Genomic DNA, 12762 nt, shown 5'->3' with positions numbered 1-12762 from the left:
TGACGTAGGCAGTCTTCCTAATGTTTCTCCAATCTTTGTCCTTCAATCTTATCGGCTATCAATTTAAAAGTTATGAAAGGTAAGGATTGGCTGCTAACGGGGGACGGTCAGTATCAAGCCTGTAAATCTGTGAGAGCATGGGATTTATTGAGAGAAAATTACCGCCTTTATCGATTTTTAACTGAGGTGGAAGATGTTCTCAATAGCGTTGACGATGAAGCCAGTCGTCTACCAGAACTTCAGATGCTCGTAAGGCGCTTGATAGTAAATTCTTACTGGGTGCGAAGTCAATATTTAGAGCCTTCGCCCAAAACGGGAACCTCTGTTTCACTCCTATACGATGAATTGGGTTTTCCGTTGACAGTGCAAACAGTAACATTTGCACCGGGAACCCGTTCAACCATTCATAATCATGGGACATGGGGAATAGTGGCGGTGTTAAAAGGTCAAGAAAAAAATACTTTTTGGCGACGCACCCATAGCCCAGAATTTCAGGACAAAATTGAACCGACGGGAGAGGTAACTCTATTTCCAGGGGATATTATCAGCTTCGTTCCCGATGCAATTCACAGTGTAGAAGCAGTCGGTGATGAACCAACTGTGACTTTTAATGTTTACGGCGAAACTGATCCGAAAGAGAGATTTGAGTTTGACTCAGTTACTGATAAGGCTAGGAATTTTTAATTAGGCATCGTCATATCATGTCCGCTGAATTGGTCATCATAAAAGAACCTCACCCTGCCTATAGCTAAAGCTACAGGCTCCCCTCCCCTACTAAGCTACGGTGTACACATAAGTCTGAAAATAGCTGAAGAAGACAGGTTTTACCCCACCCTAACCCTCCCTGATGTGTTGGGGAGGGAACCGGAAATCAATCTATCTCATTTCCCCCCTTTATAAGGGGGGATTAAGGGGAGTGATACGACTTGTGTGTACACCGTAGCCCCTACTATGGGAGGGGTCAGGTAGGAATCATAAGTAATTTACCGGACATGATATCAGCATTAATTTCATAGTTAACGCTTTAGTACTAAAGCGTTAACTACAAACAATTGAGTAATTAGGAGGTAGTTAATATGGCAAGGGTAATTTTCTATAGCAAACCGGGCTGTCAAGGTGGTACTAAGCAAAAAGTTTTGCTCACAGCTGCCGGTCATGAGGTGGTAGCATATAACCTGTTAACAGAACCTTGGACAGTTGAACGTTTGCGCTCATTCTTTGGCGATCGCCCCGTAGCCGAATGGTTTAATCCTTCCTCCCCAAAGGTAAAATCTGGTGAAATAGTTCCCGAAAAAACTGATGCAGAAACCGCTTTGCAGTTGATGTTGAGAGAGCCACTGTTAATTCGCCGTCCTTTGTTAGAAATAGGCGATCGCCGCGAGGTAGGATTCGATGTACAAAAAATTGATGCTTGGATTGGCTTAAAGCCTGCGGACGAATCCTTGCAGGAAATGAGCGAAAACCTGATGAAGCAAGATTTGCAAAACTGCTCCCACGGTCATAATCAGCCTAAGAAACAAGGTGACTGTAACCATCATGGTCAGCAACATCAAAAGCAAGGCAACTGTAGTCATTAGATTTCTTGCAAAAGTCCCTAACACCCCACCCCCAGCCACTCCCCGCAAGCCTGCGGTGTACACACAAGTCCTAAAAACCTAGCTTGATGAGGCTTTCCTCGTTCTCATGTAGAGCATGGAATGCATTCATCGAGGCTCCGACTCAATGTCTGATTGGAGGCAGAGCCTCTAATCAGCCATTCCCATGCAGAGCATAGGAACGAGAGAATCCGACATAAACCGAATTTGCTACTCGCACCCCACTACTTAGAATGGTATAAATTTGCTTGGGGAATAAAAGAGAAGCGTGTCAGCACGTTGTTGATAAATGTAAACCTAGTGGAAGCATCTGTATTGAGTGTCGCGTACACGAAGTCTACTACCTGCTGCTGCTTAAACACTGAAGGTTGCACAAAAGTAGGCTGACCATAAATTGATATTACTTGCTGCGGGTTCATCCCAATCCGGATGCGTTGGTAAACAGGCCCGCTTTTGGGCATGGCTGGTTCTGCTGGCAATATGACTCCCAAAATTTTGTCTGGAGTTTCCAATCCAACGTTCATACCCTCGACTCGACCATCTGTGAGAATTATATTTACTGGTGCCTGGCCATCTTTTAGATATGCGAGTCGCTCAAGCTTGTAAATAGAAATGTCATTGCGCTGCTCAGACAAAGGCTCGCCCATCAACTTCAGGACTTGTTGACGGCTCATCCCAATTTTAATGCCCTGAGCAAAACGAGGAATATTATTAGTAGTTATAGTTTTGAGTTCACTAGTAACGCCCGACAGATAACCATCAATCATTGAGACCTTGGTGATAATTGGCTCTTGGCGATAATTCAGGATTTCAATGTGCAAATCTGAGTTGGAGAACACCTTGATATCAGTTGGTTTTCCCATCACCTTTTCAATCTCAGTTTCTGTCATACCTTCGTATAACAAACTAGATTTAAGTGGTTGACGTTCAATCTTAATATCAGTGAGGATTTTCGGCAAAAAGGACGGTTTGTGATCAGCTTGGGACTCAGTATGAACTTGATTCTGTCTGGAGGCAGGAGTTTGAGCTATTGAGGGTATAGCGGTAGCTGTGAGACTAAATGCCACAAGGCACAAGTGAAGCCGCAATTTCATTGGGATGATCTTTTGTATGGAAGTTAATAGTAAGGAGAAATGCGATTAATCGCGTCTGTACAGGAGTTAGGAGTTAGAGTTATAAATTCAAGAATTTTAACTTTTCACTCCTAATTTTCTTTAAAACGCTGTTGTGTATGCCAATTAAATACACAGCAGCTGATTTTAAACGGCTTATAAACCAATGCTTTGGGAAATTTATTTGCTTGAGGGAGCGGAATCTACCTGATCTAAGGGGGCCAGAGGGGCAGAATTATTTAGATTAACTGTACCGGGGGCTGGTTTTGGATCAGAGAAACTAGCTGGGGCGTTCCTTTCTCTTCCAGTCGGGTTGACAGTTGTTGGTGCGACGGGGCCAAGTTGTGTTGTACTAGCTGCTGGGATATTGATCAGTGGGTCAGGTGGATTCTTCACCACAGGAGCAGTTGAAAACTGTCCGTTTTGTCTGATGGGTACCAAGATGATCCTCAGCTTGCCAGGATTACTTGGGTCTGAACTCAGTTGTGGCCCTACAGTAATGGTGGCTCTCTTTTGCACGAGTGTAGTAGTCGGCGTACCATTAGAATTAAAGGATGGTGGACGACTATACACAGAAACAGCAGTATTGCCACCAAGTGGAGAACCGTCGTCTCTATAACCCCTCACTACTGTACTACCAATGGTATACCCCAAGGCTTCACCAGCTACTGAGTCAGAGTAGTAGTGTACACCTCCTTGCCTGCGGCTAAGGGAGGCTTCTCTACCCAAGGCAACGAAGTTCTCCACTGGTTCTTCAGGAAAACATGCCGAACCCACAGCCATAAATACGCCAGCGGAGGTGGAGTGACCGGAGGGGTAAGATGGGTGGTAAGGTGTAGGTAACTTCGGATTATTAGCTTGGAAAGTATAACCAGTCACTTGATCAGGGCGGGGACGCAGGTACATGAATTTGTTGTACCACGCAGATAGAAGACCAGCATAAATGCCTTCGTTCAGCATGGCGCTACAACGCGCTGCCAAGGGTGGACTATATTTATAAAGTTGAGCTAAATGGTCAAAATAGTAGTTATAGTTTGAAGCAGGTGGGTCAAAGTTCCAGCGAGTAATAATTTTGATAACATCAGGATTGTTACGAGTAGCTGCCAATTGGTTCAATTCCCTCAGTTCATCTGCGGTTTGGACAGAGGTATTAGAGGGCGGTGGGGGAAGGATGAACTTGTCAAATCTTCTCACCGGATTCTGAGGGATCACCCAGTTGGGAGCAGTAGGAGCAACAATCTGCGAATCATCTAAGCTTGTTGGAAACTGCGGATTCGTGAAAGTATCTTTAGGGTTGAAGCGTACACTATCAGGCTGATTGGGAACCTGAGCATAAGCCGCTGGAATAACAGTCAAAGCAAGCAGATATGCAACAGATGCACTCTTGAGAAAGAACGAATTTTTCATGATTGCCAGTGCTTAGTAAATACTAAATGTGTCGTGAAAAAGACTGAAGAACAATCTAAATGATCGCTATGATCAAAGATGACTTATAAGGTAAAGATTAAGCCTGGTAGGTTAGGGAGCCAGCACCTTAGACAGGTTGCCAGACTAAAATGACTTTGATTATCAAAAACCAAAATCTAATCATTTATTTAACTTTGCTGGATACGGGAACACCAACCTAAGTAAAAATAAATATCAGTTAAGCTTTTAAAATTTACTTTATAAATAATCTATCAGGAACAAAAATATTGCTGGTAACAGCATATTTCTTCCTGTTAACTTTTAAAATCTATCTTAAGGTATAGAAAAATCTCATTTTGGCGTCAACTAATGTTGGGGTTTAACTAGCGATCGCCCAAAAACACCGTTAAGGTATATAGCTAATTGAACAGTAGAGTTAGGTAGTCGAAAGTATATGTAAATATTATTTAGGAGCCAGAAGACTCGTGAATTCTGGCTCCTAACTTGTTGGATCTGTTCAAGTTTCCTTAGCGGACGCTAGCAGTTTCTAAGGACAAATCTTGAAACATAGGTGTGCTGAGATAACGTTCGCCAAAGGAAGGCTGAATCATCACGATTAAACGTCCGGCGTTTTCTGGACGTTTACCGACTTGAATTGCGGCGCACAAAGCTGCACCAGAGGATATCCCAGACAATAAGCCTTCTTCTTTTGCTAAACGTCGCCCATAGGCGATCGCTTGTTCATCGCTGACTCTTATTACTTCATCAACCAATTCTAGACGGAGAACATCGGGGATAAATCCGGCACCAATACCTTGAATTTTATGTGGCCCCGCTTCACCACCGGAGAGAACTGGGCTGTTGCTGGGTTCAATTGCGATCGCCTGAAAAGTCTGCTTACGCTGTTTGATTACTTCTGCAATTCCAGTAATCGTCCCACCAGTACCTACCCCAGCAATGACGATATCCACTTCCCCGTCTGTATCTGCCCAAATTTCTTCTGCGGTGGTTTCTTGGTGAACTTTGGGATTAGCAGGGTTGCGGAACTGTTGCAGCATAAAAGCATTGGGAGTATTAGCCACAATTTCTTCGGCTTTGCGAATAGCCCCCCGCATCCCCTCAGCACCTGGTGTCAATTCTAAAGACGCACCATAAGCTCTGAGCATAGCTCGTCGTTCTTGGCTCATCGTCTCTGGCATTGTCAAAATTAAACGGTAGCCACGCGCCGCTGCTACCATCGCTAGAGCAATTCCTGTATTACCTGAGGTAGGCTCTACTAAAATGGTTTTTCCAGGGAAAATTGAGCCGGCTGCTTCTGCTGAGAGTACCATACTTAACCCAATGCGGTCTTTCACCGAAGCCGCTGGGTTCATCCCTTCTAATTTGACAACTATCCTTGCTACTACTCCCTCAGCTTGAGGAATTTTGTTCAATTGAACTAAAGGAGTTCGTCCGATAAGTTCTGTCACATCTTGAGCAATTCGCATTATTTAACTCCTAAAATCCTAAATTCAAGTACAGAGTATTTACTTATAACAATAAGCTTTTGTGTATTTAATTTTTAGTTTAGTGTGCATGAGTGCATATACTATATATTCTAACTCAACCACAAAATCTGAAAGTTTAGGAAGAACTTTTATCAGATATCCCATTCATTCTCACTTCACCAGAGGTCTAGCAAGCCATACTTCTATTTTACCATTTAGAATTACTAACTATTGCCTCTTAGGCTGAGATTCAATTTCTGTCATTCTGTATATATGCATAACTTTTACCATTTTTTTCAAGATTTTCTATTTATTACAGAAATATAATTTACTTTCACAACATTTAATTGCTTTTCTGAATTTATTAGTCTATCTTTATCAAGAGACAATGATATTTGATTTTGAGTGCAGGTTTAGTTGGCTCAAAATTGCATCAAAAACAGTCCTTACCCGTTGCTTACATTGCTTTTAGGTTGAGTACAGAAATACCAGAACCCCACTTTGTAAATACTAGAACCCCGTCCTAAAAACACTAGTACCCATACCCCAATAAATTTTTGTAAGACTTATCAGATGGGAATTACAAGCTTTGAGTACTATTCTAATAAATTTAATAATCTTAACGGGGCTAGAGTAAACTGTTTTGTAGAGAGCGGCTGATATAAATCGTATAGGATTTACGCAGAGATTCCCCTCTACCCCCCAACATTCCTGAGCGAAAGCTTAGTGAACTAGGGGGGACTTCTTAATCTCTCTTTTGAGAGTAGGATGAAACCAGATTATTTGAATCTGAGTGCGTTATTTATGACTAAATAATCCTACATTTTGTGAAAAGGTTGGTAACTTTTGAGTGATCAGTAGTCAGTGATCAGTGGTAATTAGAAAAATAACTGACCACTAATGATTGTGAAAATTACCTACTACATATATTTTAATATCAAAACTGTTTGAGAGGTAGAAATATATAGCTACTTTGGATAAACAGCAAAAGATATTTTCTTACTGGGTGCATACTACCTAGCAAGGGAGAGCCAAGATGAAAGCCAAACTTTTAAATGTTCTTATAGTTTGCGTAGTTACCTTAGCAGTGCTTTCTCCAGAACTAGTAGTATTTGGTATAGTTTGGGAGCGACATCTGGAGTTAGTAAAATTCCAGAATTTAGCCTGCGAAGTTAACAAGACTAGTACAGATGCTCCCACCTTGGCTCCCCAGACAGAAGGTACACATTCCCCTCAGACTAGCATCCAATCCTCTGACCGTAATGTGGTTCATCAAATGCTGACTGTTGCTGAACAATATAAATTTGCCACTATTCTACAATGGTTCTTCTTGTTAACCCCTATTTGTATTGGGTTTGGGATTCTCTTTTACGACAGATATCTTGTTCATCGTGCGGCTGTTTTAAAAGAACAAGTTGAAATGTTGGAAAGACTGTGGCAGCAAAGTATTGAACAGTAACCAATTCGCAATTTACTCACTCAAATCAACAAAAAAACCATGACAGAACAACGCGAACAACTGTATTTTAATCTGATTGATGAGTTACTTAAATGCCCTAATGGTCAGGAACCAGAACTTTTACAATCTCACCCAGAATTGATTGATTCTGGCTTAGTGCAAACAATGTTACAAGTAGCAACTATGTTTGCCCATGAAGGTAATCAAGATGGTGCACAATTTTTATTTTTTGTAGGGCGTGAGCTAGCTAAAGAACTCGGTTTATACCCGGAAGTTCCCAATACTGAAGTTGCAAATCCTGAAGCTGCGAATAAGGAGTAAAAATGCTGTTGACTTCAACGGATGCGGGACAAATAGCTTTAGAACTGCTCATGGCAGATTGGAACATTTCAGAAGAGAATAGGGAGTGGTTCACAATCTTTAACTCTCGTCTGATTGGCGAAAGTTGGTACACTGTGGAACTAGGTGTACAAGGATTTCCAGATAGATGGTTTCTTCAAGTATATGACAATGGAGTATGTGATCCAAACTATACATTTATATCACCTATCGGTGGTTCGGAAGGATTCACAGACGTCAAAAATGTGCCAGATATTGTAGCAGAGGTCTTAGTTTGTGAACGGAATACTCGATAACAAGACTTAATAACTAAATATTAGGAATTCAAAATTTAAGTGTGCTATTTAAATGCACTTTGCTTGAATTCATAATTTAAATTGAATGTAATTTGTGTTTGGGAATTGTGTAATTTCAGGATAGCTGTTTTATGCCTTAACCCCAATACTTTTATATTTAACATCTAATAAAAGTGCTTGATATAAATATGAGGTAAACCCAAACAAGGTGTACCTCATATTTGTATAATTCAATATTGAATATTTAATATTTTATTCAAATTGTATAAGCTATTTTGTCATATTTAGTTGGTAAATTATGTTATATTAAATAGCGTGATGGACGCTACAGAAATATCAGTTCCAATGATTGCTGAAGATATCTTAGCCAAAGAATTCACAAGAGTCGTCAACCATTACTACCCGCAAGTTGGGGAATTGCTGGATGGGTGTTATGTGAAAGTCATCACCTGTTTTTGGGGACGACCTGCCAGACGTTTGCAATATATAGGAATTTATTGCTCTAACGAAATGATTTCCTGTGTGCAAGCTCAAAAAGAAATACTCAGAGAAGTAGCAAACAACATGGGTCTAATGCAGGTAGTCTGCATGAATGCCAAGCGATTGTTGCGCGATCCGATGTCGAAGCTCAAACAAAATAACCCACGCCTATGGTTGGAGTTGCAGTGGGTTGCCACCTAAAATAGCAATCACAAACAAGTAATGAAAACTGGAATTTTCTGCAATTACGATAATTATCACCAAGATGCTCGTCGTGCCATCTTTGAGCAAGTCGCGCTGATAAAACAGGCAGAAAGCTTAGGTTTTGAGGAAGCCTGGGTGAGTGAGCACCATTTTAGTGAATCCAATCTCAGCCCGTCGATGTTGGTTTTAATGGCACACCTAGCAGGATTGACTTCAACCATCCAATTAGGCACTGCGGCGGTGTTACTGCCATTTCATAACCCGATTAGAGTAGCAGAAGATATCGCCACTCTGGATAACCTCTGCAATGGACGATTATTATTTGGAGTTGCCAAAGGCGGCCCCTTCCCCCAACAAAACAAGCATTTTGCGACACTCCCAAGTGAATCCCGTCCTAAGATGCTAGAAGCGATCGCATTGATTCACAAGCTGTTATATGAAACTGATGTATCATTTAATGGCGAGTATTTTCAATGCGATCGCCTGACAATTTACCCAAAACCATTGCAGAGTCAAATACCAGTGTATGTTGCCACTGGCGGGGATGACGGTATCGAGTTTGCCGCTAAACATTCCTTCAGCTTGATGGGTGGGCCACCGTTTTCTCTGGAGAGATTGAAGGATACTGTTACTAAATATCGAGCCTTAAATTCTAGTGGTGCGGAAAACTTCGTGTTGGCACGCTTTTTTTATGTTGGCAAAACATTTGATGAAGCAGTGAGTGAAGCGTTACCTTTCATCCGCCAATTTAGCCAGAAAATGAAAGCTAATTCGGCTCAATTATTGCAGAATAGTGCGAATCCCAACCAAAAACCATTTGATCGCACAAACATTTGTTTCGACGAAGATTATTTGATTGAGAACTCAATTATCGGTGATGTGGAGACTTGTCGAGACAAAATCAAGAAATTTCAGGACGAATTAGATTTAGGTACGCTAGCACTCAAACCCTCGTCTTCGGATCTGCAAAAAAACCTAGAGAGTTTGACGCGCTACAACCAAGAGGTGCGAAATTATGTCTTCTAAACTATACCTGCTTCCTCCCGATGATTTACCTCCATCTGAGGTAACAAAACAGGATGGAATGTTGCAGATGGAGCTAGAGCAATCTACTGGTAGATGCTTTTATCAAGCTTGCGATCGCATTACGCGAGTCCTGTTATCTAATTGTCAGTGGTATCTCACAACAAATGCTAGCATCCTAACATTAATTATTGACTGCCCTGACATATTATCTTACTGGCATATAGTCAGCAATATTGCCCAGTTGGGTAATAGATTAGAGCGGTTTGCTAGCAATGGTAAAATTCGCGTTTATCCGCCATTTGGTAAGGGGATGCCATTTGAAATCAGCGTAAATGAAATATCAGCTTATCGAGATTGGCTTTGAGGGAAATAGAAACTGGGAATCACACAAAATATAGCTGTCTTACACCCTGTACTCCTAAAGTGCAGGGTGTTGCAATTTTATAAAAGTTACAATATAATCCTTGTTTTATTGTTATTTCAGATAACTCAGAGTGTATGCGCTGGCAACCTATAGATAATTTACCGCAAGATTGGCAAAAATTGGCTAGCTCAGAGCTACCACCATTAGTTACTGTCTGGAATGAACAAGCTGACCGCCTTCGGAACTCTGGTGCATTCAAGATTTTTATGGAAAAGATGCGCCGGGAAATAGCAATTGAAACCGGAATTATAGAGCGACTGTATACAATTGACCGAGGTATTACCCAATTACTTATTGAGCAGGGTATAAATGAGGCACTAATCCCACATGGACTTACAGACAGACCTATTAAGCAAGTTGTAGCTTTGATTCAAGATCAAGAAATGGCTATTGAGGGATTATTTGATTTTGTAGGTGGTCAACGTTCTCTAACGCCGTTTTATGTTAGAGAACTGCATCAGTTGCTTACCAAAAATCAGACTCATACCGAAGGGTTAGATCAATCCACAGGAAAAATTACTAGTGTTTTTCTAATTCGAGGTGATTGGAAGAAGTGGCCTAATAATCCATTGAGAACAGATGGTTCCATTGATGAGTACTGTCCACCAGAACAGGTAGCATCTGAGATGGATAATCTTATTCAATGGCATCATCAGCATCAAGAAAACAAAGTTGCGCCAGAAGTTGAAGCTGCATGGCTACACCATCGATTTACTCAAATTCATCCATTTCAAGATGGAAATGGGCGGGTTGCTCGCTGTCTTGCTAGCCTAGTTTTTATACAGGCTAGATGGTTTCCTCTTGTACTTACTCGTGATGATCGTTCAGCTTATATTGCATCTTTAGAACAAGCAGATCAAGGCGAACTTTCTGGTTTGATTCACTTGTTTGCTAAAAGTCAGAAACAGTCATTTATCCGCAGTCTGGGCTTGTCAGAACAAATTCTGTCAGAAACAAGGCAGACTCGTACTATCCTTGCATCTATTACTGATAAACTTAAACAGCGTCAGTTATCGTCCATTCCAGAACGATGTCAAAAAGCTGAGAGATTTGCCGAAAATTTGTTTAACATAGCATCCAATCAGTTGCAAAATCTTTCTGAAGAAATCAAGCTATCTGTACAAAATTTAGTAGAAGATCCTCAAGTTTTTACAGTATCAGCTTCAGCCGGGGACGAGCGTTCATATTATCATCGTTATCAAATTGTGGAGACAGCAAAACAGCAAGGTTACTTCGCTAATCTCCAAAGCTATCACAGTTGGGTGCAATTGGTTATTATAGTAGAAAAAATACCGACAGTGATATTGTTGTCATTTCATGTTTTGGGGCGGGAATATTTAGGTTTATTGGTATGTTCTGTATGTGCTTATCACAGGGATGAGACAGAAGAAGGCGATCGCAATATTAGTGATATTCAACCATTAACTGAGTCACCATTTCAATTTTCCTATGCAGATGAAGAAGATAACTTGGTAAACCGTTTTAATGAGTGGTTAGAAGAAGCTACTATTACAGGACTTGAATACTGGAATAGTAGCCTCTAATGCTCAATACCAACAGCGAGAGTCAGCATTCTGTAAATAATGCGTTGACTTCAGGAATTTTTTTCAGTTCATCAACGGCTAGCTGTGCCATTTCTGTTTAAACGAAGTGAAGCAATCTCCAAAACATTGCGCTTGCTTCGCTTCGTTGCACTCGCAAAGACGAATTATAGGTTTTAGTTTAAACGCTCCAGGTAGCAAAGGGAAGCGCAGAGCTTTTGTTATAACGATATAGTTAGCCACGCATACCAATTATCCAACCCTACACCAGTAGTTGCAGAAACCTGAAAAATCTGAATTTTAGGATTTACTTGTTTAGCATATTCTATGCACTTTTGAACATCAAAATCTACATAAGGTAGCAAATCAATTTTAGTGAGAATCATGATGTCACTAGCACGGAACATATGCGGATATTTTAGCGGCTTATCTTCTCCTTCCGTGACAGATAGAATAACGACTTTTGCATTTTCTCCCAAATCAAATAAGGCTGGACAAACCAAATTTCCCACATTTTCAATCATCACAACTGAATTTAGTGGCGGATTCAGTTGTTGTAAACCCCTGTCTATCATTGATGCATCTAAATGACAGCCTGTTCCGGTGTTTATTTGGATGACTTTAGAGCCTGTTTCTTTAATTTTTTTGGCATCATTAGCCGTTTCTTGGTCGCCTTCAATAACACTGATAGATAATTGATGCTTTAAATCATTGATAGTTCGTGTCAAAAGAGTTGTTTTACCTGCACCGGGAGAACTCATTAAATTTAATGCAAGAATATTTCGACCTTTAAACCATCCGCGATTTTGGGCTGCTAGCAGATTATTTTTTGCTAAAATATCCTGTTCTAAAGATATCGTTGTGTTGTGTATTTTAGCATGAATTTGAGGTGCTTCTATATGAGTGTCATGACTGTGGGAATGAGTGATGATAGTCCCATCTGGTAGAGTGTGAGTATGATGATGGTGATTATGTTCAGCTTCACCTGTTTCCAGATTAGTAATTTTAGTTTCGCTATCATCAGAACAACCGCAAGTTACACACATAATTCCTCTATTTCTATTTCTTTAATTTTTAGTTCTTCACCATTAATTAAATCTAATTGCACGCTTCCACAGTTACAAATACCAAATGGTTTATCTAAAGCAATTTCTGCACCACATTGGCGACATCGCCCTAAGCCAGGAATTTCTAAAATTTCTAACGTCGCCCCTGCTAAAACTGTGCCTTGAGTGCAAATATCAAAACAAAATCGGATAGCGTCGGGCATAATGGCTGAAAGTTTGCCAATTTCTAATAAAACTCGCTGCACTTTTGCACCTTTGGCGTGTTCAGTCACAATTGCGACAATATTTTGAGTAATTCCAAGTTCGTGCATACGATAAAATCTAT

At 40.7% G+C, this 12762-nt stretch carries 14 protein-coding genes; 9 read left to right on the top strand and 5 right to left on the bottom strand.

Annotation, left to right across the window (positions count from 1 at the left end):
* The first annotated feature begins 72 nt into the window (after positions 1–72).
* Together V7K35_RS25030 and V7K35_RS25025 are read left to right on the top strand one after the other, a co-directional pair.
* Positions 73–684: a cupin gene (locus V7K35_RS25030; RefSeq protein WP_335082645.1), complete on the top strand. Its 612-nt coding sequence runs from the start codon at positions 73–75 to the stop codon at positions 682–684.
* 392 nt (positions 685–1076) lie between these two features.
* Positions 1077–1577, top strand: coding sequence for an ArsC/Spx/MgsR family protein (locus V7K35_RS25025; RefSeq protein WP_335082643.1), 501 nt, complete (start codon positions 1077–1079; stop codon positions 1575–1577).
* A gap of 242 nt (positions 1578–1819) precedes the next feature.
* Here the strand turns inward: V7K35_RS25025 and V7K35_RS25020 are convergent, their stop codons facing one another.
* The 3 genes from V7K35_RS25020 to cysK form a co-directional block, all read right to left on the bottom strand.
* Positions 1820–2689 (bottom strand): hypothetical protein, encoded by an 870-nt coding sequence (locus V7K35_RS25020; protein WP_335082641.1) that lies wholly within the window; start codon positions 2687–2689, stop codon positions 1820–1822.
* A 198-nt stretch (positions 2690–2887) separates the two neighbouring features.
* Positions 2888–4114, bottom strand: coding sequence for a vanadium-dependent haloperoxidase (locus tag V7K35_RS25015; RefSeq protein WP_335082639.1), 1227 nt, complete (start codon positions 4112–4114; stop codon positions 2888–2890).
* A 527-nt stretch (positions 4115–4641) separates the two neighbouring features.
* Positions 4642–5601: a cysteine synthase A gene (cysK, locus tag V7K35_RS25010; protein WP_335072506.1), complete on the bottom strand. Its 960-nt coding sequence runs from the start codon at positions 5599–5601 to the stop codon at positions 4642–4644.
* A 1036-nt stretch (positions 5602–6637) separates the two neighbouring features.
* Here cysK and V7K35_RS25005 point away from each other — a divergent pair.
* The 7 genes from V7K35_RS25005 (at position 6638) to V7K35_RS24975 (ending at position 11373) form a co-directional block, all read left to right on the top strand.
* Positions 6638–7060: a hypothetical protein gene (locus V7K35_RS25005; protein ID WP_334793023.1), complete on the top strand. Its 423-nt coding sequence runs from the start codon at positions 6638–6640 to the stop codon at positions 7058–7060.
* A gap of 39 nt (positions 7061–7099) precedes the next feature.
* A complete protein-coding gene (locus V7K35_RS25000) occupies positions 7100–7381 on the top strand; it encodes a hypothetical protein (protein ID WP_335082637.1) in 282 nt (93 codons plus the stop codon).
* A 2-nt stretch (positions 7382–7383) separates the two neighbouring features.
* Entirely contained in the window at positions 7384–7695 is a 312-nt protein-coding gene (locus tag V7K35_RS24995) for a hypothetical protein (RefSeq protein WP_334793021.1), read from the top strand.
* A 318-nt stretch (positions 7696–8013) separates the two neighbouring features.
* The gene (locus V7K35_RS24990; RefSeq protein WP_335082635.1) at positions 8014–8376 is read left to right on the top strand and encodes a hypothetical protein; all 363 of its coding nucleotides are present in this window, start codon (positions 8014–8016) and stop codon (positions 8374–8376) included.
* Between the two features lie 21 nt (positions 8377–8397).
* Positions 8398–9405, top strand: a complete 1008-nt coding sequence (locus V7K35_RS24985; RefSeq protein ID WP_335082633.1) for an LLM class flavin-dependent oxidoreductase — start codon at positions 8398–8400, stop codon at positions 9403–9405.
* Positions 9395–9769, top strand: a complete 375-nt coding sequence (locus V7K35_RS24980; protein ID WP_335082631.1) for a hypothetical protein — start codon at positions 9395–9397, stop codon at positions 9767–9769. Before V7K35_RS24985 ends, V7K35_RS24980 begins: the two co-directional genes overlap by 11 nt.
* 134 nt (positions 9770–9903) lie before the next feature.
* Positions 9904–11373 carry a Fic family protein gene (locus V7K35_RS24975; protein WP_335082629.1) on the top strand — a complete coding sequence of 490 codons (1470 nt, stop codon included), beginning with the start codon at positions 9904–9906 and terminating at the stop codon, positions 11371–11373.
* Positions 11374–11591: 218 nt separating this feature from the next.
* Here V7K35_RS24975 and hypB read toward each other — a convergent pair whose 3' ends face one another.
* Both hypB and hypA read right to left on the bottom strand, forming a co-directional pair.
* The gene (hypB, locus tag V7K35_RS24970; RefSeq protein ID WP_335082625.1) at positions 11592–12416 is read right to left on the bottom strand and encodes a hydrogenase nickel incorporation protein HypB; all 825 of its coding nucleotides are present in this window, start codon (positions 12414–12416) and stop codon (positions 11592–11594) included.
* Positions 12407–12748 carry a hydrogenase maturation nickel metallochaperone HypA gene (hypA, locus tag V7K35_RS24965; protein ID WP_335082623.1) on the bottom strand — a complete coding sequence of 114 codons (342 nt, stop codon included), beginning with the start codon at positions 12746–12748 and terminating at the stop codon, positions 12407–12409. Before hypA ends, hypB begins: the two co-directional genes overlap by 10 nt.
* Between the last annotated feature and the right edge of the window lie 14 nt (positions 12749–12762).

This window comes from Nostoc sp., from assembly GCF_036917275.1.
In the GTDB taxonomy this organism is placed as follows: Bacteria; Cyanobacteriota; Cyanobacteriia; order Cyanobacteriales; family Nostocaceae; genus Nostoc.
The sequence above is the reverse complement of the archived record's forward strand: the minus strand, read 5'-3'. Positions and strand labels throughout refer to the sequence as shown.